The following is a 21,416-nucleotide window of genomic DNA, read 5'->3' as shown; positions in this document are numbered from 1 at the left end:
CGGATCGGGTGCCGGATGAGCGCGGGATCACATCCGGGCCCCGCTCTCGGGGGGCGGTGTCCGGCCGTACTCGCGCGTAGCCGGCCGGCCGGATCCCGCCCGGAGCGAGCGACCGCTTTCCGACCGGCCGGAACCGGAACCGTCGGCGCCGCCCCGGCCCTCGGGGGCCGGGGCGGCGCCGGGGCGACCCCGGTCAGGACAGGGGCAGGCCCGGGGCCGGGTGGGCCGACATGAGGTCGGTGACCTCGGCGCGGATCACGGCCAGGGCCGCCTCGTCGGACGCGGCCGCGGCGTCGACCGCGCGGGAGATCCAGTCCGCCACCACCGGCATGTGGTCCACCGTCAGGCCCCGCGAGGTCAGCGACGGCGTACCGATCCGGATGCCCGACGGGTCGAACGGCTTGCGCGGGTCGAACGGGACCGTGTTGTGGTTCACGACGATGCCCGCCCGGTCCAACGCCTTGGCCGCGATCTTGCCCGGTACCCCGCGCGAGGTCAGGTCCATCAGGATCAGGTGGTTGTCCGTGCCACCCGACACCAGGTCGAAGCCCCGCTCCAGCAGGGCCGTCGCCAGCGCCTTGGCGTTGGCGACGACCGCGTGGGCGTACGTGACGAACGCCGGCTGCGCCGCCTCGTGCAGCGCGACCGCGATGCCGGCCGTCGTCTGGTTGTGCGGGCCGCCCTGGAGGCCGGGGAAGACCGCCTTGTCGATGGCCTTCGCGTGCTCCTCGCGGCACATCAGCATCGCGCCGCGCGGACCGCGCAGGGTCTTGTGGGTGGTCGTGGAGATCACGTCCACGTGCCCGGCCGGCGACGGGTGCGCGCCGCCCGCGATCAGGCCCGCGATGTGGGCGACGTCGGCGACGAGGATCGAGCCCGCCTCCTTGGCGATCGACGCGAAGGCCTCGAAGTCGATCGTGCGGGGCACGGCCGTGCCACCACAGAACATGATCTTCGGGCGTTCGGCCAGGGCCAGGTCCCGCACCGCGTCGTAATCGATGAGGCCGTCGTCGGCGCGGACGCCGTACTGCACGCCCCGGAACCAGGAGCCGGTCGCGGACACGCCCCAGCCGTGGGTGAGGTGGCCGCCCATCGGCAGGGCCATGCCCATCACGGTGTCGCCCGGCTTCGCGAAGGCGAGGTACACGGCGAGGTTGGCCGGGGAGCCGGAGTACGGCTGCACGTTCGCGTGGTCGACGCCGAACAGGCCCTTCGCCCGCTCCACGGCCAGGGCCTCGACGCGGTCGATGTTCTGCTGGCCCTCGTAGTAGCGGCGGCCCGGGTAGCCCTCGCTGTACTTGTTCTGCAGGACGGTGCCGGAGGCTTCCAGCACGGCGGCGGACACGTAGTTCTCGCTGGGGATCAGGCGCAGGGTCTCGGCCTGCAGTTCCTCTTCCGCCTCCACGAACGACGCCAGCTCGGGGTCGGTCGCGAAAAGGGCGGGGTGGCGGCGCGCGGTCATGGCGGCTCCTCCGGGGTCGATGTCGTCTCTCGTCCCCGCGAGGCCCAGGCGAGCGGCCTTGTGTGCGGTCGTGCGCGCACGACTTCCCCGGAGTCCGTTCTCCGTGCGCCAGTCGCCGTGCGTGGGGCCCACCTTAGCGGGCGCGCCACGAGAAAGGTTTCTCCGTCCGTCGTACGAGCGAGGATGGACAGTGACGCCACCCTCGTCACAGGCCTGACGGACGATCGGAGACCCCGTGTCGAATACTGCTGATGCCATCCGCTCCGCCGACGCGCACAGCGCGCACAACTACCACCCCCTGCCCGTCGTCGTCGCATCGGCGGAGGGCGCGTGGATGACCGATGTGGAGGGCCGCAGGTATCTCGACATGCTCGCCGGGTACTCCGCCCTCAACTTCGGTCACGGCAACCGGCGTCTGATCGACGCCGCACGCGCCCAGTTGGAGCGGGTCACCCTCACCTCCCGCGCCTTCCACCACGACCGCTTCGCGGACTTCTGCACCGAACTCGCCGCGCTGTGCGGCAAGGAGATGGTGCTGCCGATGAACACGGGCGCGGAGGCCGTGGAGACGGCGGTGAAGACGGCCCGCAAGTGGGGGTACGAGGTCAAGGGCGTCCCGGACGGCCACGCCAAGATCGTGGTCGCGGCCGACAACTTCCACGGCCGGACCACGACCATCGTGTCGTTCTCCACGGACCACGACGCCCGCGACCACTTCGGCCCCTACACGCCGGGCTTCGAGATCGTCCCGTACGGCGATCTCACCGCGCTCTCCCACGCCGTCACGGAGAACACCGTGGCCGTGCTCCTGGAGCCGATCCAGGGCGAGGCGGGCGTCCTCGTGCCGCCCGCCGGCTACCTCCAGGGCGTACGGGAACTCACCCGCGAACGGAACGTTCTCTTCCTCGCGGACGAGATCCAGTCGGGTCTGGGCCGCACCGGCAAGACCTTCGCCCTGGAGCACGAGGGGGTCGTCCCCGACATGTACATCCTGGGCAAGGCGCTCGGCGGCGGGGTCGTGCCCGTCTCCGCGGTGGTCGCCGACCGGGACGTGCTCGGCGTGTTCCGGCCGGGCGAGCACGGGTCCACCTTCGGCGGGAACCCGCTCGCCTGCGCGGTCGCGCTGGAGGTCATCGCGATGCTTCGCTCCGGCGAGTACCAGCAGCGGGCCACCGAACTCGGCGACCACCTGCACCACGAGCTGAACCTGCTGGTCGGCGGGGGTGCGGTGACCGCGGTGCGGGGTCGCGGGCTGTGGGCGGGCGTCGACATCGACCCGTCGCGCGGCACCGGCCGGGAGATCTCCGAGAAGCTGATGGGGCTCGGGGTGCTGGTGAAGGACACCCACGGATCCACGATCCGGATCGCACCGCCGCTGGTGATCAGCAAGGAGGACCTGGACTGGGGCCTGGACCGGCTGCGGTCGGTGCTGTCGGCCTGACGCGGCCCGCCGGCCTCACGGGCCGACGGGCTAGAGGATGACGTGGGGCAGGAAGCGGGCGTACTCGTCCGTGACCGGCCCCGCCGATTCCCGGATGCCCAGCCCCGCGGCCTCCTCCTCGACGACCCACGCGCCGAGCACGACCCGGTTGCCGTCGAAGTCGGGCAGCGGGGCCAGGGCCTGGAAGACGTACGTCTCGTCGTCCACCGGGGTGAACGGCTCCCCGTCCTCCCCCGCCTCGTGCAGGGTCACCCCGGCACCCTCGCGGCCCAGCAGGGGCTTGGCGACGTAGCCGGTGGTGTCCGCGAGCTCGCGCGGGCCGTCGAGGTAGGCGGGCAGCAGGTTCGGGTGTTCGGGGAACAGCTCCCACAGGACCGCCAGCAGCGCCTTGTTGGAGAGCAGCATCTTCCACAGCGGCTCGATCCAGGCCGTCGTGCCGGAGCCGCCGCCGTGGTCGTACGTGCCCAGCACCTGGGGCCCGAACTCGTCCGAGGCCAGCCACTCCCACGGGTAGAGCTTGAAGATGCCGCGGATGAAGCGGAGCTTCTCGTCGACGAACCGGCCGGAGAGGCTGTCCCAGCCGATCTGCTCGACGGACATGGCGACGGTGTCCAGGCCGGCCTGCTCCGCGGTCTCCTGGAGGTAGGCGACCGTCATCAGGTCCTCGCCGAGCTCGTCGGTCTCGGAGTGCGCGAAGTGCACCGGACCGGGCGGCAGCAGTTCGGCCTGTCGGCGCCACGCGTCGACGAGCCGCTCGTGGAGGGAGTTCCACTGGTCGGCGCCGGGGAACCGCTCCTCCATCCAGAACCACTGCGGGCTCGCCGCCTCCACCAGGGAGGTGGGGGTGTCGGCGTTGTACTCCAGCATCTTGGCCGGGCCGCCGGAGCCGTCGTAGCGCAGGTCGAAGCGGCCGTAGAGGGAGGGCTGCTCGTCGCGCCGGCGCCAGGACTCGGCGATGCGGGCGGCCAGTTTCGGATCGGTGATGCCGAGGTCCGCGAAGCGGTCGTGCTCGACGATGTGGGCCGCCGCGGCGAGGCACATGGCGTGCAGTTCCTCGACGACGTTCTCCAGCGCCTCGACCTCCGGGAGGGAGAACGCGTAGTACGCGCTCTCGTCCCAGTAGGGGCGCAGGCTGTCGTCGGGGTACCGGGTCAGGGGGTAGATCAGTCCCTGCTCCTCGACGGTCCGCTGCCAGTTCGGGCGTGGCTCGATCGTGTGCCGCTCCACCCGGGATCAGCCGCCGCTGGAGCCGGAGTGGCTCTTGCCGATGCCACCGCGGGTGACGGCGGACTTGTCGAAGCTGCCGTCCTTGACCCTGCCGTTGGCGACGCTGCCGCCGTAGTAGTACGCGCCGGTGCCGCCGCTCTTGCATTCCTTGTTGTTCAGGTGGTTCAGCGTGGAACGGGACGCGCACCGCTTGTCGGGCTCGTCGCTGCTGCCGCAGGCGACGAGGGTCGCGGCGAGCAGGCCCATGCCGCCGAGCGCGACGGCGCCCGAGCGCATCCGGCGCCGATTGGTGCTGCTGGTGTCCATGTGAGTTCGCTCCCCCTGGGTGGCGTGCTCCCGACAGACTAGAGCGGGGCGACCGGGGGATGGAATCCAGCCGTCGTCACACCCTTGTCACGACGGTGACCTAGAGTCGGTTCGTGCTTGTTGGGATGATTTGCGCACTCGGTGCGGCGGTCTGTTTCGGTACGGCCTCGGTCCTCCAGGCCATGGCGGCGCGGGCGGCGGAGCCGGGAACCGGGTCCGGCGTGGACGCCGCACTCCTGCTGCGGGCCCTGCGCCAGTGGCGGTACCTGGCGGGGCTCGGCCTCGACGGGGTCGGCTTCGTCCTCCAGATCATCGCCCTGCGACACATCCCGATCTACGCGGTGGGGGCCGCGCTGGCGGCCAGCCTCGCGGTGACGGCGGTGGTCGCGGCCCGATTGCTGCGCGTACGGCTGAACCGGATGGAGTGGGCGGCCGTCGCGGTGGTGAGCGCGGGGCTGCTGATGCTGGGGCTCGCCTCCGGGGAGGAGGGCTCCGGGACCGGCCCGCCCGCCCTGGAGTGGGGGTTGCTCGCGGTGGCGGTCCTGGTCCTGCTGGTGGGCGCGGCGGCCGGCGGCCTGCCGGACCGCTCCCGGCCGCTGGTGCTCGGCTTCGCGGCCGGAACGGGCTTCGGGGTGGTCGAGGTCGCGGTCCGCCTGATCGACGGGATCTCCTGGTCGGTGCTGACCGACCCGGCCCTGTACGCGCTCCTGTTGGGCGGCGGCGCCGCCTTCCTGCTGCTCACCTCGGCCCTGCAGCGCGGCTCGGTGACGGCCGCCACGGCCGGCATGGTGCTGGGCGAGACGATCGGCCCGGCGGCGGTGGGGGTGGTGTGGCTCGGGGACCGCACCCGCGAGGGGCTCGCCTGGTTGGCGGTGCTCGGCTTCGTGGTGGCCGTGGCCGGTTCGCTGGCCCTGGCCCGCTTCGGCGAACCCCCGGCGGACCCGGCGGACCCCGCGGACCCGGCCGGCCCGGCGGCCGATCCGGTCCCCTGACCCCGCCCCGCGCCCACTACGGGAGGGTCGCCTCCAACGCCGCCAGCGCCCCCGACCACGCGCTCTCCGACGGGGTCCCGTACCCGAGCACCAGAGCGTCCCGCGCCGGCATGGCCGAATCCGGGTGCCGGAAGCGGGACAGCCCCTCCAGGGCCAGGTCGTGCCAGGCCGCCGCCTGGATCAGGGGCCGTTCCGTGCCGGCCGGGAGGTCGAGCACCGCGTGCAGTCCCGCCGCGATGCCGGAGACGGTCACCGCCGTCCGCGGGGCCAGCGCCTGCACCAGGGCGTCACGCCGGCGCCGGTAGCGCAGCCGCATGCTCCGGACGTGCCGGTCGTACGCCCCGGACCGGATGAACTCCGCCAGCGTCAACTGGTCCGGCGCGCCCGACATCCAGTCGGTGTGCCCCTTCGCCGCCAGCACCTCGTCCACCAGCCCGGCCGGCACCACCATCCAGCCCGTGCGCAGCCCCGGCGCCAGCGACTTGCTCGCCGTGCCCAGGTACACGACCCGGTCCGGGTCCAGTCCCTGGAGCGCCCCGACGGGCTGGCGGTCGTAGCGGAACTCCCCGTCGTAGTCGTCCTCCAGGATCAGCCCGCCCGTGGTCCTGGCCCAGTCCACGGCCGCCGCCCGCCGTCCCGGGGTCAGCGCGACGCCCGTCGGGAACTGGTGCGCCGGCGTGAGGAGCACCGCCCCCGACGCCGCCGTCAGGTCCTCCGTACGGGCGCCCGCGCCGTCCAGCCACAGGGGGCGGGTCCGCAGCCCGGCCCCGGTGAGCAGGTCCCGGTGCACGTCGAGGCTCCAGCCCTCCACGGCCACCTCGCGGACCCGGCGCGCCCGCAGCACCCGGGCGAGGAGCGTCAGCCCGTGCACGAACCCGGCGCACAGCACGATCCGGTCGGGGTCGGCGTCCACCCCCCGGGCGCGCGCCAGGTAGCCGGCCAGCGCCTCGCGCAGCTCGATCCGGCCGCGCGCGTCCACCGCGTACCCGAAGGCGTCGTTCGGGGCCGCGGCGAGAGCCTTGCGGGCCGCCGCCGACCAGGCGGTGCGCGGGAAGCCGCCCAGGTCCGGGGAGCCCGGTACGAAGCTGTACGCGGGCCCCCTCCGGGCGGGTGGCCGGACCCGGGCGGGACGGGCGGGACGGCGCGGCACGGCACGTTCCGCGACCCGGGTGCCCGAGCCGTGACGGGCGGTCAGCCAGCCCTCGGCGACGAGTTCGCCGTAGGCCTCGGCGACCGTGTTGCGGGCGATGCCGAGGTCGACGGCCAGGGACCTGGACGAAGGCAGTCGGGTTCCCGGGGCGAGTCGACCGCTGCGCGCGGCCTCGCGCAGCGCCTCGGTCAGTCCGGCTCTCAGCCCGCGCCCGGCGGAGAGGTCGAGATGCAGGTCGGCGCCGAAAGTGGCCCAGGGTTCCGTCATGAACATGGACCATATCGGCGGGCCGCCGGGCTCCTACGGTGGAGACATGACGACGAACGAAACCCCCGCCTACGCCCCCGAGCACCCCGCCCGCCTCCAGTGGGCCAAGCTGGTCCCCGACGTGTACAAGGCCCTGGTGTCCCTGGAGGTCGCCGCCCGCAAGGGGCTCGACCCGACGCTGGTCGAGCTGGTCAAGGTGCGCGCCTCGCAGATCAACCACTGCGCGTTCTGCCTGGACATGCACACCAAGGACGCGCTGGCCGCCGGCGAGAGCGTCGAGCGTCTGATCCAGCTCGGCGCCTGGGAGGAGTCCCGGCACTTCTACACCGAGCGGGAGCTGGCGGCGATCGAGCTGACCGAGGCGGTGACCGTCCTGACGGACGGGTTCGTGCCGGACGCGGTCTACGGGAAGGCGGCCGAGCTGTTCGACGAGACGGAACTGGCCCAGTTGATCGCCGTGATCACGGCGATCAACGCCTGGAACCGGTTCGGCGTGGCCTGCCGCCTCGCGCCGGGGCACTACACCCCGGGCATGTTCAAGCACTGAGCCCGAGGGTCGCCCGGCCCGGCGCGGCGTCTCAGCCGCCCGGCCGGAACGCGGCCAGCGCCCGTACCTGGTGGTCCCGCGTGGCCGTCCACGCGGTGTCCGGGCCCGCCGCGAGGACGGCCCACTTGGCGCCGTCCGCGGCGATGAAGACGCGTTCGACGCCGCGCCGGCGACCGCCCGACTCGGCGTTGTCGTACTCGTACACCAGCTCCCCCGCCCCGGTGTCGCCCTGGACGGCGCCGATCCGGATCTCCTGGTAGCCGGGGTTGGCGGTCCGCAGGTAGGCGGACGCGGCCCGGACGGCTTCGAGCGGGTCGAGTTCCGGTTCCGCGACCCGGAAGACCTGGAGCAGGGCGCTCCGGTCGGGCGAGCGGTACAGGACCCCCGCGCCGCTCTCCTCGCGGACCCAGCCCGCGGGCACGGCGACGGTGAAGCCCTTCGGGTCGCGCCGCACCTCGTGGCCGTCGCCCGGACTCCCGGTGGCCCCCGGCGCGGTCTCCGCGCCGGTTCCGGGCGCCGACGGCGTCGGCGGCGGGCCGCTCGTGCCCGTCGGGCCCGCGGAGCCGAGCCCGCCCGACTCCGTCGCCTGCGCCGGCGGCTTCGCGTCGTCGTCCCGTTCGACGAACCACACCGCGGCGCCGCCGATCGCGACGGCGGCCACCGCGATCCCGGCCATCGCCGGGTTCAACCACCGCCCGGTCCGCGGCCGGCGGCCGGGCGACGGCGGCAGCGGTGCGGGCGACGGGGCCCCGGTCGGCAGGGGCGGCGGCGACGGGGCCACCAACGGCAGGGGCGGCGGCGCGGACGGGGGCGGGACCGCGGGCCGCGCCGTCTCCGGCGACACCCAGCGCTGCGTCCGCGCGTCCCAGCGCAGCCCGTCCCCCGGTTCCGGAGCCACGACTCAGCCCCCCAGCGAGCCCAGCAGCCCGCCCAGGGCGGTCGCCGCGCTCACCGACTCGATCAGCGGGGCCCAGCGTTCCAACGCCCCGCGCAGCCGGGCGGGCAGGCCGGGCCGGATGGTGTCGGCGTCCTCCAGGTCCCCGGCGACCGCGTCGAGTTCGCTGTCGAGCGCCGCCCGGTCCTCGCCGCGGGGCAGCCGCACGAGGGCGGCGCGCAGCTCCTGTACGGCGGCCAGCAGTTCTCCCGGGCCGGGGGCGGCGGCTCCCGGGCCCCCGTGGTGGACGGTGTTGGTGTGGTGCGCACCCCCGATGCTGAACGCGCTGCCGTTGACGGATTCGATCCGCACGGGCGGTTCCGCCCCGCTCTCTCCGCTCATCGTGTTCCCCCCTGCTTCTTGACCTTGTTGACGTGTCCGGATCCGCCGATGCTGAAGGCGCTGTCGTGGACCGCGCGGATGAAGACCCCGCCCTCGGCCACGTTGACGGCGCGCTCGGCGAACTCCTCGGTGTGCCAGCCCGCTTCGTGCAGGGCGACGGTAACGCCCCCGACGACCCGGTCCTGAATGGTTTTCAGGAACCGGTCGAGGTCCATGAGGTGGAACAGCGAGCCGTTGTCCTGCGAGGCCAGCTCGCGCACCGACAGGCGCGGCCCCTCGGGCCGGGCGCCGCCGTTGCCGCTGGTGGCGATCCGCCACCAGCTGCTCACGCCGCGGGCCAGGGCGAGAACGGCGGTGGCGAAGGAGGTGGGGGTGTGCCGCAGGGCCGCGGCGGCCTTGCCGAGCAGGTTGCTGTCGCGGTGGCGCCGCGCGTCGGCGTCCGCGTTGTGGAAGGCGGTGCGGACGGGCAGCAGCACGTGCGGGGCCACCTCCAGCATCATCATGCCGCCCTGGGTGTGCACCCGTACGAAGACGGTGACGACGAGGTTCTCGTCCCAGCCGCCGACCCGGACGCGCAGGAAGTGCCGGCGGCGTTCACCGCCCTCCTCGATGGCGGCGGCGCGCTGTTCGGCGTACTGCCGGTGGATGGCCTGGGCTGCGTCGCGGTGAGGCAGTCCGTTGGCCGGCAGGAACACGCACTCGTCCACGACGAGTTCGCGCAGCCGGTCCTCGACGGCGGCCTCGGCCTGGAGGGAGCCGTGCGGCGAGGGCACCCGCAGGCGTTCCAGCAGCGGGATGATCCGGGCCACGAGGTGCGCGTTGGTGACGGGCGTCGGCTTGCGGTCGGGGCCGAGGTCCTCGCGCGGGCGCAGTTCCACGGAGAGCTGCCACGGCCGGTACGGGTCACCCGCCCCGCAGAACGGGTCGTTGACGTCGTACATGACCACCGGGGCGTGCTGCTCGGCGCGGACGCGGTCCCGGATCCGGGCGAAGCGGGTGCCGGGCGAGGCTTCGGCGGGGTCGCCCGCGTGGTCGGCGTACCGGCTCTCCTCCAGGTCCTCGGCGATCGTGCGGTACACGTGGCCGCGCTGCAGACCGACCACGGCGACCACGCCGGCGAAGACGACCGGAACCCACCAGAGGACGGCGGTGGAGTCCGGGCCGCCGGACGGGCCGAGGTCCGGTTCGTAGGGGGAGTAGGGACCCGTTGCGTCGACCCCGACGGCCCCCGTGACGTATCCGCCCAGATCGGAGGGACCGAATCCGGAGAAGACGACGAGGACGACGACCAGCGCGAGGAGCAGCCAGGCGTAGACGCGCAGGAGGGTGCCCAACAGCCGTGCGAGCACCGGTTCCCGGCCCTGGAGCCAGTCGGCCAGGGTGAGCATCAGGAAGAGCGGGAGCAGCAGCCCGAGGACGCCTCCGGTGAGCAGGGAGCCGACGAACCAGGCGCCGAGCACGGCGACCGCCCAGCCGAGTTCGGCCCGCCGGGCACGGAGCGCGTGGGCGAGCACCCGGGCGGCGTCGTAGCCGTACGAGGGGGCGACGATGCGTTCCTCGTGGACGAAGAGTTCGTCGATGACCTGGTCGCGGTACCCGGCGTCGAGGTGGACGCCCGCGCAGAGGAATCGGCCGGCCGAGCTGCGGGAGGGGTGCACCGGAGCGCGGTCGGCGCGGGGATCGCCCCAGGCGCCGACGGGGGGCTGCTGCCGAGGGATCGGGTTGTCGGTCACCGACCGACTTTAGTTTTCGCCTGGATCGCCCGCCAGGCCGCTTCACGCCAAAGCGCCCCGGCCTGGTGCGGCCGGGGCGCTTCGCCGTGTGTACGGGTTCGATCAGAGCAGGCCGAGCTCGCGCACCGCGTCGCGCTCCTCGACGAGCTCCGCCACGGACGCGTCGATGCGCGCACGGGAGAACTCGTTGATGTCCAGGCCCTGGACGATCTCGTACTTGCCGTCCTTGGTGGTGACGGGGAAGGACGAGATGATGCCCTCCGGGACGCCGTAGGAGCCGTCCGACGGAATGCCCATCGAGGTCCAGTCGCCCGCGGCGGTGCCGTTGACCCAGGTGTGCACGTGGTCGATGGCGGCGTTGGCGGCCGACGCGGCCGAGGACGCGCCACGCGCCTCGATGATCGCGGCGCCGCGCTTGGCGACGGTCGGGATGAAGGTGTCGGCGAGCCACTGCTCGTCGCTGACGACCTCGGCGGCGTTCTTGCCGGCGATCTCCGCGTGGAAGATGTCGGGGTACTGGGTCGCCGAGTGGTTGCCCCAGATGGTCAGGCGCTTGATGTCGGAGACGGCGGCGCCGGTCTTGGCGGCCAGCTGCGAGATCGCGCGGTTGTGGTCCAGGCGGGTCATCGCGGTGAAGCGCTCGGCCGGTACGTCCGGGGCGGCGGCCTGCGCGATGAGCGCGTTGGTGTTGGCCGGGTTGCCCACGACCAGGACCTTGATGTCGTCCGCGGCGTGCGCGTTGATCGCGGCGCCCTGCGGCTTGAAGATGCCGCCGTTGGCGGAGAGCAGGTCACCGCGCTCCATGCCCTTGGTACGCGGGCGGGCGCCCACGAGCAGCGCGACGTTCGCACCCTCGAAGCCCTTGTTCGGGTCGTCGAAGATGTCGATGCCGGCGAGCAGCGGGAAGGCGCAGTCGTCAAGCTCCATGGCGGTGCCCTCAGCGGCCTTCATGCCCTGCGGGATCTCCAGGAGGCGGAGCTTGACCGGCACGTCCGCGCCGAGGAGGTGACCGGACGCGATGCGGAAGAGCAGCGCGTAGCCGATCTGTCCGGCGGCGCCGGTGACGGTGACATTCACGGGAGTGCGGGTCATGGCCTTCTCCGTTAGACAGCTGGCGATGGGGCGTCCCTGCCCCCTGTGCTGGGAGGACGCCGCTCCCCGACCCTGTAAATCTTGACGTGAAGAGACATCCGTCGATCAGGCTATCCGACCCGGGGGGCGCCCAACCCCCGGGTCCGTGTGGTGCAGGGCACACGGACCCGGGCGTTCGAAGGCGGCATCGGGGGCCGGGCCCTCGTTCCACCCCTGAGACCTCGCCGGTGCGGTGGTCTTCCACCGGCGTGACGCGGCCGTGCGCGGCGCGCGCCACCGGACGACGTACGAGGCCCGCACACGGGTCCCCGTACGCGTCGAGGGACTCGGCGGACTCGGCGAACACCAGTGGGGCCTGGGCCCTGTCGTCGAAGTGGCGCCGCGGGCCGGGCGCGACTTCGACGACGGGGACTAGCGCACGGTGAAGCGGACCACGTCGGTCAGGAAGGGGATCTCCAGCCACGCCTTGGGGGCTTGCACGACCAGCGCGAGCAGCGTGATCGACGCCCCCAGCAGCCCGTACGTGACCATGTCCGTGAACCGGGACCGCACCGCGAGCATCCCCACCGACGGCAGTATCCAGCGCATGACCGCCCCCGCGATCAGTGCGGCCCCGATGATCAGGCACCCGACGCGGGGGTATCCGATCGCCGTGGTGAGCAGCCCGATCGCGGTGGCGCCCAGCACGCTGAGCATCGGCCACTGACGCGCCGGGGCGGGCGCGCCCCCGGGCGCGGCCCGGCCGCCCCCCTCGGGGCGGGCGGTGTCGCGGGTGACGGAGGGGAAGCGACGGGACTTCGCCGCCGCCGCCTCCGGCCCCTCGCCGTCGGCCTCGTCCGCGTCGCTCTCGTCACCCGCGGCGACTGCCTCGACCGGCGTGGCCGGCTCGGCCGAGCCGGCCGGGTCGGGCTCGTCGGCCACGTCGGGCTCGGCCGGGAGCGGCTGCGACCGCCGCGCTTCCGTCGGCTCGACGGCACCCTCGGGCGCCCTCGGCTCCGGGGCCTCCGCCGGTTCCGTGTCGCGCTCAGCCCGCACTGGTCGTCCGCTCCGCCGCCTCGACGACGTTGACGAGCAGCTGGGCGCGGGTCATCGGGCCGACACCGCCCGGGTTCGGCGAGATCCAGCCGGCCACCTCGGCGACACCGGGGTGCACGTCGCCGACGATCTTCCCGCTCTCGTCGCGGCTCACGCCGACGTCGAGTACGGCCGCGCCCGGCTTCACGTCCTCCGGCTTGACCAGGTGCGGGACACCGGCCGCCGCGACGACGATGTCGGCCTGGCGCAGCAGCCCGGACAGGTCTCGCGTGCCGGTGTGGCACAGCGTCACGGTCGCGTTCTCGGACTTGCGGGTCAGGAGCAGGCCGATCGAGCGGCCCACGGTGATGCCGCGGCCCAGCACCACGACGTGCGCGCCGTTGATCTCGACCCCGTGGTGGCGGAGCAGTTCGACGATCCCGTACGGGGTGCAGGGCAGCGGGCCCGGCTCGTTCAGCACGAGCCGGCCGAGCGACATGGGGTGCAGGCCGTCGGCGTCCTTGGTCGGGTCCATCAGTTCGAGCACGCGGTTGGTGTCGATGCCCTTGGGGAGGGGGAGTTGGACGATGTAGCCGGTGCACTCGGGATTGGCGTTGAGTTCCCGCACGACCTCCTCGATGTCCTCCTGGGAGGCCGTCGCGGGCAGTTCGCGCTGGATGGAGGCGATGCCGACCTCGGCACAGTCCTTGTGCTTGCCGTTGACGTACCAGCGGCTGCCCGGATCGTCACCGACCAGCAGGGTGCCGAGGCCGGGGGTGATGCCCCGTGCCTTCAGCGCCGCCACGCGGGCGGTCAGTTCGGACTTGATCGCGGCTGCGGTGGCCTTGCCATCGAGAATCTGGGCGGTCATGCCCCCCATCCTCCCGGATGGAGTGGCCCCGGTTCCAGTCAAGGGGTCTCCGGTGGACCGCCGGGTGTACGCGGGTGAGGTGGTTCATTGCACTTGCACAACAAGTGGCACGCCGTTCGTGCCCCGGCTGGACAACGCGGGGTCGACCGGACCACGATGACGGGCAATGAGTGCCGCGGGCAGTGCCGGGGGGCGGACCGCAGAGAAGTGCAGTGTTCCTCCGATAGTGCCGTGCGTCCCCGCACTTCCACGGAGGAACACCGCAAGATGAGCTTCGGCGACCCGAACAACCCGTACGGACAGCAACCCCAGAACCCGCCGGCCCAGCCGGGCCAGCAGCCCGGCTACGGCTACCCCCAGCAGGCCCCGCAGGGCGTCCCGCCGCAGGGTGCCTACGGCTACCCGCAGCAGGGGCAGGCCCCGTACGGCGCCATGCCCCCGCAGGCCCCCGGCACACTGCAGGCCAACAACGGCTTCATCAACGTGGCCGGTCTCGGCACGGTCCAGGTCGCCACGATGGGACGCCGTTTCGGCGCGCGTGCGATCGACGGCGTGGTCATTTTCGTCCTTTACCTCATCCTCAGCTCGATCGGTTTCGCGGGCGTCTTCGGTGCCTCCAAGTCCCTGAACGACTGCACCGCCCTGGACCCGATGTCGAGCGCGTACCAGACGTGCGTCAACGACACGGCCGAGGCCGCCGGTGGCATCATCGCCGCGTTCCTCGGCTTCCTCCTCATCTTCTTCGTCGCGACCCTGCTCTACGAATGGCTGATGATCGCGTTCGTGGGCGCGACCGTTGGGAAGCTGGCGCTCGGCCTGAAGGTCGTCAAGGAGAACACCGGCCAGGTCCCCGGCCTGGGAGGCGGCTTCATCCGCTGGATCATCCCGATGGTCGGTGCCCTCCTCTGCGGCATCGGTCAGATCCTGACCTACCTCTCCCCCTTCTTCGACAACTCGGGCAAGCTCCAGGGTTGGCACGACCGCGCCGCCGGCACGCTCGTCGTGAAGAAGTAGCGGTATCGCTCGCACCATGCGGAAGGCCGGGCCCCCTCCCTGTGGAGGGGGCCCGGCCTTCCGCGTGTCCGGACAAGGTCCGGTCAGTGGGGTCCGGTCAACGGGATGCCGTCACCTTGGTCCGCTCAGTGGAAGAAGTGACGGGTACCGGTGAAGTACATCGTCACGCCCGCGGCCTTGGCGGCCTCGATGACCAGCTCGTCGCGCATCGATCCGCCCGGCTGGACCACGGCCTTGATGCCCGCGGCGGTCAGGATCTCCAGCCCGTCGGGGAAGGGGAAGAAGGCGTCGGACGCGGCGTACGAGCCGCGCGCCCGCTCGGTCCCCGCCCGCTCGACGGCGAGCTTCGCGGAGTCGACGCGGTTGACCTGCCCCATGCCGACGCCGACCGAGGCGCCGCCCTTGGCGAGCAGGATCGCGTTGGACTTGACGGCGCGGCAGGCCTTCCACGCGAAGGACAGCTCGGCGAGTTCGTCGGCGGAGAGCGCCTCGCCGGTGGCGAGGGTCCAGTTGGCCGGGTCGTCACCCCCGGCGCGGCCCGCCCCCTCGGCGAACGTGTCGCTCTGCTGGAGCAGCGCGCCGCCGGAGATGAGCTTGAGGTCGCCCGGCTGGTGCGGGGAGCCGGCCACCTTGAGGATCCGGATGTTCTTCTTCTTCGCCAGGATCTCGACCGCGCCGGCCTCGTAGTCGGGGGCGGCGATGACCTCGGTGAAGATCTCCGCGACCTGCTCGGCGAGCTCGACGGTCACCGGGCGGTTGACGGCGATGACGCCGCCGAAGGCGGACAGCGGGTCGCAGGCGTGCGCCTTGCGGTGGGCCGCGGCCACGTCCTTGTCGACGGCGATGCCGCACGGGTTGGCGTGCTTGATGATCGCGACGCAGGGCTCTTCGTGGTCGTGGGCGGCGCGGCGCGCCGCCTCGGTGTCCACGTAGTTGTTGAAGGACATCTCCTTGCCGTGCAGCTGCTCGGCGTTGGCGAGCCCGCCCGGCCGGCCGTCGGTGTAGAGGGCGGCGGCCTGGTGGGGGTTCTCGCCGTAGCGCAGGGTCGACTTGCGCTCCCAGGCCTCGGCCAGGAACTCGGGCAGGACGGCCTCGGGCTCCGGGGCGTACGCATTCGTGAACCAGGACGCGACGGCCACGTCGTAGGCCGCGGTGTGCTGGAAGGCCTCGGCCGCGAGCCGCTTGCGGGCGGTCAGGTCGAAGCCGCCTCCCCGGGCCGCGGTGAGGACGTCGGCGTAGCGCTCGGGGCTGGTGACCACGGCGACGGACGGGTGGTTCTTGGCGGCCGCGCGGACCATCGACGGACCGCCGATGTCGATCTGCTCGACGCACTCGTCCGGGGTCGCGCCCGACTGGACGGTCGCCAGGAAGGGGTAGAGGTTGACGATCACCAGGTCGAACGGCTCGACGCCCAGCTCGGCCAGCTGGTTGCGGTGGTCCTCCAGCCGCAGGTCGGCGAGGATGCCGGCGTGCACGCGCGGGTGCAGGGTCTTGACGCGGCCGTCGAGGCACTCGGGGAAGCCGGTGAGCTCCTCGACCTTGGTGACGGGCACACCGGCCGCGGCGATCTTCGAGGCGGTGGAGCCGGTCGAGACGAGCGCGACGCCCGCCTCGTGCAGGCCGCGGGCCAGGTCTTCCAGTCCCGTCTTGTCGTAGACGCTGATGAGCGCACGACGGATCGGCCGCTGGGTCGTGGTCGGGTCGTTGCTGCTGCTGTCTGCGGCGGTCACTGGATTGTTACCTTTCGTCCCTCAATGCGGTAGCCGTGCCGGGCCAGGCGCCCCACGACGTCGACGAGCAGCGTGCGCTCGACTTCCTTGATGCGCTCATGGAGAGCGGCTTCGTCTTCCCCGTCCCGGATCTCGACGACACCCTGGGCGATGATCGGACCGGTGTCGACGCCGCCGTCCACGAAGTGGACCGTGCAGCCGGTGACCTTCGCGCCGTAGGCGAGGGCGTCGCGCACGCCGTGCGCGCCCGGGAACGCCGGGAGCAGCGCGGGGTGGGTGTTGATGAACCGGCCGCCGAAGCGGTCGATGAACTCCCGGCCCACGATCTTCATGAACCCGGCGGAGACCACCAGGTCCGGGGCGTGGGCGGCGGTCGCCTCGGCGAGGGCGACGTCCCACTCCGCGCGGGTGGCGTACGCCTTGACCGGACACACGAAGGTGGGGATCCCGGCCTTCTCGGCACGCTCCAACCCGGCGATGCCGTCTCGGTCGGCCCCGACGGCCACCACGCGGGCACCGAAGCCCTCGGGGCCTTCGGGGTGGGCGTCGATGGCGTCGAGCAGGGCCTGGAGGTTGGTGCCGGAACCTGAGACCAGCACGACCAGGCGGGAGGCGGCCATGTACGGCCCTTTCTCACGTGAATGCGGCGTTCGTCTTGTGTGATCGCCTTGTGCGATCGTATGAAACTACGGGGCACCGGTATACGGGGAACCATACGAAGCCACCGACCGCCTGCAACGATACCGGCACACCGGACCGCCCCCGAGGGACGGGGGGACGGCCGGGCGGTAGCGTCTGGCATACAAGCCACAAACGACGCGGCGCGACGCCTTTGGCCGCACGACAGCAGGGGAAGTAACGCACTCGATGCCGGACCGCCGTCAGCCCGACCCCTCGACCGACGACAACCCCTTCGCGGCTCCCCCGGAGGGCCGGCCCGACCAGCCGTGGCAGCCGCGCGGTGGCGGCCCCGGCCAGGGTCAGGACCGGGGCTCGGACCCGTCCGGCCCCGACGGTCCGGCCCGCTGGGACCCGACCGACCCGATCCAGCGGCGCGCCCGGTACGCCCTGTTGGCGGGCATGTGGGGATTCTTCTTCGGGATCTTCGGAATCCCGTCGGTGGGGCTCCTGCTCGGCGCGCTGGCCATGTACTGGGGCATCAGCGCCCTGCGCGGCCGACCGGCCGAGCCGGCCACGGATGCCGGCTCCCCGGACTCCGGCCCCACGACCGCGACCGCGACCACCACCCCGGCGCCGGCCACCACCCCGACCCCCGGCGGCCTCGCGGCCCTCGGCCCGGCGGCCCGCCCCCAGCGCACCGCCGCGATCAGCGGCCTGGTCACGGCGTCGCTGGCACTGCTGCTGGCGATGAGCTCGTACGCCCTGCAACTGGCCTACAAGGACTTCTACGTGTGCCGCGAGGACGCGCTGACGAAGACCGCGGAACTCCAGTGCAACACCCTGCTCCCCGACAACTTCCTGGGCAAGGTCCTCAAGGTCCAACGCTGACCCCCACCCCCTGACCACCCCACCCGGGGCGGTCAGGGCCACCCCGGCCCCACCACCCGGACCCCGCCACACCATCCCGGCCCGGCCGCGCCACCCCAGCCCCGCCGGCGTTTGAGGCGCCCCACCCAGCCGAACGCCGCGCCCCAACCCCCCGGCCCCGCCATCCCAGCCCCGCCGGCGTTTGAGGCGCCCGGCGCAGCCGGGGCCGGCAGCGACGACGCCGTCACCCCGACGACTGCGCGACTACTCCGACTACTCCGACGGCCTCCGCGACAGGACACGCGCCCCGGACACCCCGGGAAGCAGCGGCGCGACCGCGTCCGCAACGGCCGCAGGCACCTCCGGCCCGGCACCCGGCCCCACCACCACCGGCGCAGCCACCGGCCCCACCGCCACCACCGGCGCAGCCACCGGTTCCACCGCCACCACCGGCGGAGCCACCGGTACGGGCGGAGCCGAAGCCACCGCAGACCCCGGCACCACCCCCGACACCGGCGGAGCAACCGCCACGGCGCGGCCCGGCCCCTCCTCCGCCCCCACGGGAACCATCGGCGTGGCCGCCCGCCGAAGCGCCGCCCAGCGCAGTTCCCGTACCCCGGAGTCGTGCCATTCGTCGGCCGCGGCCGCGGCCCCCCGCACGGGCCGCGTCCGCCACGCGTGCACCGCCACGGCCAGCGGCACCGCCAGCGCCAGCGTCCATCCCGTGGCGGCGGCCCCGACCTGCCACCACACCGGCCCGAAGCTCGCCAGGGCCGCCGCGCCCATCGGCCCGGCCGCCGCCGCCGCGAGTCCGGCCATCACGAGCCCGCACACCATCGATCCGAGCGCGGCGGTGAGCGCGGTCTCCCCGTACGAGACCTCCCGCGCCCGCCGCACGGCGAACCATCCGACGCCCAGTCCCGCGGCCACCGGCACCGCGACCGCGGCCCAGGTCAGCGGCGTTCCGGAGCCCTCCGGTGGCAGGGCCGCGAGCAGCGGGAACCTCGGCAGTGCCGGCGATCCCCCGAAGCCGAGCGGCGTGGCGGTCGCGCCGGTGCCCAGCGCGAAGCCGGGGCCCAGGCCGTACGCCGCACCCCACACCATCGCGTTGGGGATCAGGGTCAGCGCGAGCAGCAGGACCGCGAATCGTCCGGACCACACCCCGGTCAGCGCGAGGAAGGATCCCTGGACCTCGGAGCCGTGCCAGGCCAGCGAGGCGCCGACGAGCAGGATGCCCCCGCCCAGGAGGACGAGCGCCCCGGCCGCGCCGGAGCGCAGGGCCAGCGCGTAGCGGGGGCGCGCGATTGCCGTTCGTACGCCCCTGGTCGCCCATCCCGGCGCCCAGGCCGGGAGCGTCACCGGCGGCCTGCCGCGGGCCTCCCACACTCCGCCGGCGGCGGCCAGTACGGCGACCAGCGGCACGTGCCAGGCCGCGCTCAGCGGATCGGCCGGCATCGGGCCGCCCGCCGCGTACACCGTGGCCATCGCGCCGACGGTCAGGTATCCGCAGGTCACTGCGGAGAAGACCACGCTCGGCGGCAGTACCTCGTCGTCCATGGAGCCGTCGCCCGAGGCGCTGCCGAGGCGCGCGGCCCGCCGCATCAGCAGCATCGGCAGCGCCACCAGGAGCAGCGGGGTCACTCCGACGGGCGCCGGTACACCGGAAAGGGTGTCGTAGCGGACGAGTTCCGTCCCGTGGGCCAGCAACCACAGGCCGGCTGCGAGGTGCAGCGCGCCACCGGGGCCGCTGTCGGGGTAGGGGGAGCTGATCCACAGCACGATCACGAGCACGGCCAGGAAGCCGAGCCCCAGTCCGGCGGCCACCGCGCCGCCCAGCACACATGCGGCGGCGGCCGGTGAACGGCGCCGCGCGGCGGCCTGCGGGGCCGTCGGCAACAGGGTCCCGCGTTCGGTCACTTGGGTCACCCCGCCATGGTGCCAACGACACGCGCTATGGGCGGGTAACAGGCGAATGTCCGTGGTGTCGCTCAATATACGTTTATGTACTTTTTCGCGCAGGACTGCCGGGTCGCGGGGAGTGTGGCATGACACAGGACGTCGAGACGGCCTCCGCCACCGGGGAGACCGATCTCCCCTCCCCCAAGGAGCGCCGCAGACTGCGTGAAATCGCCGAGCTGACGCACGAGGACCTCGCGTCGACCCTGGGCGTCACGACGAACACGGCGCGCTCCTGGGAGAACGGCCGCACGGACCCGCGCGGTCGCAAGCGCGAGGCGTACGCCAAGCTGCTCACCCACCTCGCCGCCGAGCAGGCCGCGTCCACCGCACCCCCGAGCGAACCCACCGAACCGGCCGAACCGGCGGCTCCCGCAGCGACGACGACCCGGGCCGCGACGTCCGAGGGCGTCGCCCCCGCCCCGCCCCCGGGGGCGGACGGCGGGTCCGACGCGGAAGCGGATACCGAGGCGGGCCCCACGTCCGCCTCCGGACCCGCCCGGCGCATGGCCGGCGCCGTACGCGCCTTCGCCGCCGGCGCTCAGTCACGCCCCGCCGGCCCCCCGAACCGGCCCAAGGGCGCGGCGAAGCGCGCCGTCAAGCCGCCGGCCGCCGTGGCTCGCCACGAGTCCAAGACCCCGGTGAGATCCGGCTCCGGCGCAGGCGGCGGCCGCCCCGGCGGCGCGGAACCCCCTTCCGCCCCCGCGACGTCGGGGGGCCGGAACCGGTCCGACGCACCCGCCGAGGAAGTCGAGGCGGCACCTGCGGACAAGGTCGCGGACCGGGTCGAGGCCGAGCCGGACCGAACCGCGACGGCCAAGGCCACAACGGACGAGGCCACAACGGACGAGGCGACGCCTGCCGACGTCCCGCCGGACACGGCCGGAGCCGACGGGCAGGAGGCGGGCAGGGCCGAGACGGGCGAACCCGAGGCGGACCGGGCCGGGGAGGACAGGACCGAGGAGGGCCCTGCGGACGAGGCCGCCCCGGCTCCGGGGGCCGCCCTCACCCCCGCCCAGGCCTTCGACGCGCTCTACGCGTACGCCGCGCCCGCCCTGGCACGCCAGACCTACCTGCTCACCGGCCGCCGCGCCCTCTCCCTGGAAGCCGTCGAACGGGCGTTCCAGAACGCCTGGGAGCGCTGGCCCGAGGTCGCCACCGACCCGGACCCGGTGGGCTGGGTGCGCGCGGCCGCGTACGAGCACGCCCTGTCCCCCTGGCAGCGGCTGCGACGCGCCCACCGCAACCCCGACCAGGCCCCGGCCGAGCCCGCGGACCGGATCCTGATGGACGCGATGCTGGCGCTCCCCACCACGCACCGGCGCACGGTGCTGCTCTACGACGGGGTCGGCCTCGACCTGCCCGACACGGCCGCCGAGACCGAGGCCAGCACCCCCACCACCGGCATCCGGTTGCTCCACGCGCACGCCGACCTCGCCGACCGGATCCCCGAGTTGGCCGCCGCACCGCCGGAGCGGCACTCCGCCCTGCTGCGCGAACGCCTGGGCGCGGTCCGCCCGCCCGTACGGCTGGAGCCGCGCGAGGCGTCCGTCGTGCGCGTGGCGTGCGAGCGCCGGGCCCGGTTGTGGTCCCGCGCCGCGATCGGCCTGACCGCCGTGATCGCGGTGGCGACGGCGTACACGCTGACGACCGCGCCCACCCGGTACGAGCCCCCGGTCTCCCCCGGCGCGAACGTCACCGGGGTGCCCCCGCACAGCGGCCCGCAGGCGCTCACCGAGCGGAGCAAGGAACTCCACGACACGCTGCGCTTCCACCCGGCCGCCCGGCCCGACCGCCTCACGCCCACGGTGGAGTGACGACCGGCGGCACCACGCGAAACGGGCGTGGCC

General features: G+C 73.5%; 20 protein-coding genes and 1 riboswitch. Of the genes, 7 read left to right on the top strand and 13 right to left on the bottom strand.

What is annotated here, in order from left to right:
- Positions 1-193: 193 nt before the first annotated feature.
- Positions 194-1,462, bottom strand: a complete 1,269-nt coding sequence (gene glyA / locus ACQEVM_RS05125; protein WP_433075462.1) for a serine hydroxymethyltransferase — start codon at positions 1,460-1,462, stop codon at positions 194-196.
- Between the two features lie 35 nt (positions 1,463-1,497).
- Positions 1,498-1,588: riboswitch (ZMP/ZTP riboswitch) on the bottom strand.
- 109 nt (positions 1,589-1,697) lie between these two features.
- Here glyA and rocD point away from each other — a divergent pair.
- Positions 1,698-2,903 (top strand): ornithine--oxo-acid transaminase, encoded by a 1,206-nt coding sequence (gene rocD / locus ACQEVM_RS05120; RefSeq protein ID WP_433075459.1) that lies wholly within the window; start codon positions 1,698-1,700, stop codon positions 2,901-2,903.
- 30 nt (positions 2,904-2,933) lie between these two features.
- Here the strand turns inward: rocD and ACQEVM_RS05115 are convergent, their stop codons facing one another.
- Both ACQEVM_RS05115 and ACQEVM_RS05110 read right to left on the bottom strand, forming a co-directional pair.
- Complete coding sequence (locus tag ACQEVM_RS05115; protein WP_433075456.1) at positions 2,934-4,130, bottom strand: glutathionylspermidine synthase family protein; 1,197 nt, start codon at positions 4,128-4,130, stop codon at positions 2,934-2,936.
- A 6-nt stretch (positions 4,131-4,136) separates the two neighbouring features.
- The gene (locus tag ACQEVM_RS05110) at positions 4,137-4,436 is read right to left on the bottom strand and encodes a hypothetical protein (protein ID WP_433075453.1); all 300 of its coding nucleotides are present in this window, start codon (positions 4,434-4,436) and stop codon (positions 4,137-4,139) included.
- A 125-nt stretch (positions 4,437-4,561) separates the two neighbouring features.
- Between ACQEVM_RS05110 and ACQEVM_RS05105 the strand changes: the two genes are divergently transcribed.
- Positions 4,562-5,428 carry a hypothetical protein gene (locus ACQEVM_RS05105; protein WP_433075450.1) on the top strand — a complete coding sequence of 289 codons (867 nt, stop codon included), beginning with the start codon at positions 4,562-4,564 and terminating at the stop codon, positions 5,426-5,428.
- A 16-nt stretch (positions 5,429-5,444) separates the two neighbouring features.
- Here the strand turns inward: ACQEVM_RS05105 and ACQEVM_RS05100 are convergent, their stop codons facing one another.
- A complete protein-coding gene (locus tag ACQEVM_RS05100; RefSeq protein WP_433075447.1) occupies positions 5,445-6,845 on the bottom strand; it encodes a PLP-dependent aminotransferase family protein in 1,401 nt (466 codons plus the stop codon).
- A 46-nt stretch (positions 6,846-6,891) separates the two neighbouring features.
- Between ACQEVM_RS05100 and ACQEVM_RS05095 the strand changes: the two genes are divergently transcribed.
- Positions 6,892-7,392, top strand: coding sequence for a carboxymuconolactone decarboxylase family protein (locus ACQEVM_RS05095; RefSeq protein WP_433075444.1), 501 nt, complete (start codon positions 6,892-6,894; stop codon positions 7,390-7,392).
- A gap of 31 nt (positions 7,393-7,423) precedes the next feature.
- Here the strand turns inward: ACQEVM_RS05095 and ACQEVM_RS05090 are convergent, their stop codons facing one another.
- From ACQEVM_RS05090 to ACQEVM_RS05075, 4 genes are all read right to left on the bottom strand, one after another.
- Complete coding sequence (locus ACQEVM_RS05090; RefSeq protein ID WP_433075441.1) at positions 7,424-8,290, bottom strand: hypothetical protein; 867 nt, start codon at positions 8,288-8,290, stop codon at positions 7,424-7,426.
- Positions 8,291-8,293: 3 nt separating this feature from the next.
- Positions 8,294-8,668 (bottom strand): hypothetical protein, encoded by a 375-nt coding sequence (locus tag ACQEVM_RS05085; RefSeq protein WP_433075438.1) that lies wholly within the window; start codon positions 8,666-8,668, stop codon positions 8,294-8,296.
- Positions 8,665-10,401: a hypothetical protein gene (locus ACQEVM_RS05080; RefSeq protein WP_433075435.1), complete on the bottom strand. Its 1,737-nt coding sequence runs from the start codon at positions 10,399-10,401 to the stop codon at positions 8,665-8,667. Before ACQEVM_RS05080 ends, ACQEVM_RS05085 begins: the two co-directional genes overlap by 4 nt.
- Before the next feature lie 102 nt (positions 10,402-10,503).
- Complete coding sequence (locus ACQEVM_RS05075; RefSeq protein ID WP_433075432.1) at positions 10,504-11,493, bottom strand: malate dehydrogenase; 990 nt, start codon at positions 11,491-11,493, stop codon at positions 10,504-10,506.
- Positions 11,494-11,725: 232 nt separating this feature from the next.
- Here ACQEVM_RS05075 and ACQEVM_RS05070 point away from each other — a divergent pair, with 232 nt between their 5' ends.
- A complete protein-coding gene (locus ACQEVM_RS05070) occupies positions 11,726-11,908 on the top strand; it encodes a hypothetical protein (RefSeq protein ID WP_433075429.1) in 183 nt (60 codons plus the stop codon).
- Here ACQEVM_RS05070 and ACQEVM_RS05065 read toward each other — a convergent pair.
- Positions 11,905-12,528 (bottom strand): DUF3017 domain-containing protein, encoded by a 624-nt coding sequence (locus ACQEVM_RS05065; protein ID WP_433075426.1) that lies wholly within the window; start codon positions 12,526-12,528, stop codon positions 11,905-11,907. The two genes, ACQEVM_RS05070 and ACQEVM_RS05065, sit on opposite strands and share 4 nt — an antisense overlap.
- On the bottom strand, positions 12,518-13,378 hold the full coding sequence (locus tag ACQEVM_RS05060; protein ID WP_267796786.1) for a bifunctional methylenetetrahydrofolate dehydrogenase/methenyltetrahydrofolate cyclohydrolase: 861 nt from the start codon (positions 13,376-13,378) through the stop codon (positions 12,518-12,520). Before ACQEVM_RS05060 ends, ACQEVM_RS05065 begins: the two co-directional genes overlap by 11 nt.
- 267 nt (positions 13,379-13,645) lie before the next feature.
- Here ACQEVM_RS05060 and ACQEVM_RS05055 point away from each other — a divergent pair, with 267 nt between their 5' ends.
- The gene (locus ACQEVM_RS05055; protein WP_433079811.1) at positions 13,646-14,392 is read left to right on the top strand and encodes an RDD family protein; all 747 of its coding nucleotides are present in this window, start codon (positions 13,646-13,648) and stop codon (positions 14,390-14,392) included.
- 125 nt (positions 14,393-14,517) lie between these two features.
- Here ACQEVM_RS05055 and purH read toward each other — a convergent pair whose 3' ends face one another.
- Both purH and purN read right to left on the bottom strand, forming a co-directional pair.
- Complete coding sequence (gene purH / locus ACQEVM_RS05050; protein WP_433075422.1) at positions 14,518-16,122, bottom strand: bifunctional phosphoribosylaminoimidazolecarboxamide formyltransferase/IMP cyclohydrolase; 1,605 nt, start codon at positions 16,120-16,122, stop codon at positions 14,518-14,520.
- A complete protein-coding gene (gene purN / locus ACQEVM_RS05045; RefSeq protein WP_433075419.1) occupies positions 16,119-16,742 on the bottom strand; it encodes a phosphoribosylglycinamide formyltransferase in 624 nt (207 codons plus the stop codon). Before purN ends, purH begins: the two co-directional genes overlap by 4 nt.
- A 247-nt stretch (positions 16,743-16,989) precedes the next feature.
- On the opposite strand from purN, the gene ACQEVM_RS05040 reads away from it, so the two are divergent.
- Positions 16,990-17,631, top strand: a complete 642-nt coding sequence (locus tag ACQEVM_RS05040) for a hypothetical protein (RefSeq protein WP_433075416.1) — start codon at positions 16,990-16,992, stop codon at positions 17,629-17,631.
- Between the two features lie 252 nt (positions 17,632-17,883).
- Here the strand turns inward: ACQEVM_RS05040 and ACQEVM_RS05035 are convergent, their stop codons facing one another.
- Complete coding sequence (locus ACQEVM_RS05035; protein ID WP_433075413.1) at positions 17,884-19,536, bottom strand: cell division protein PerM; 1,653 nt, start codon at positions 19,534-19,536, stop codon at positions 17,884-17,886.
- Between the two features lie 119 nt (positions 19,537-19,655).
- Between ACQEVM_RS05035 and ACQEVM_RS05030 the strand changes: the two genes are divergently transcribed.
- Positions 19,656-21,383 (top strand): helix-turn-helix domain-containing protein, encoded by a 1,728-nt coding sequence (locus tag ACQEVM_RS05030; protein ID WP_433075410.1) that lies wholly within the window; start codon positions 19,656-19,658, stop codon positions 21,381-21,383.
- The last annotated feature ends 33 nt before the right edge of the window (positions 21,384-21,416 follow it).

This window comes from Streptomyces sp. CA-243310, assembly GCF_050936775.1.
GTDB lineage: Bacteria > Actinomycetota > Actinomycetes > Streptomycetales > Streptomycetaceae > Streptomyces.
The sequence above is the reverse complement of the archived record's forward strand: the minus strand, read 5'-3'. Positions and strand labels throughout refer to the sequence as shown.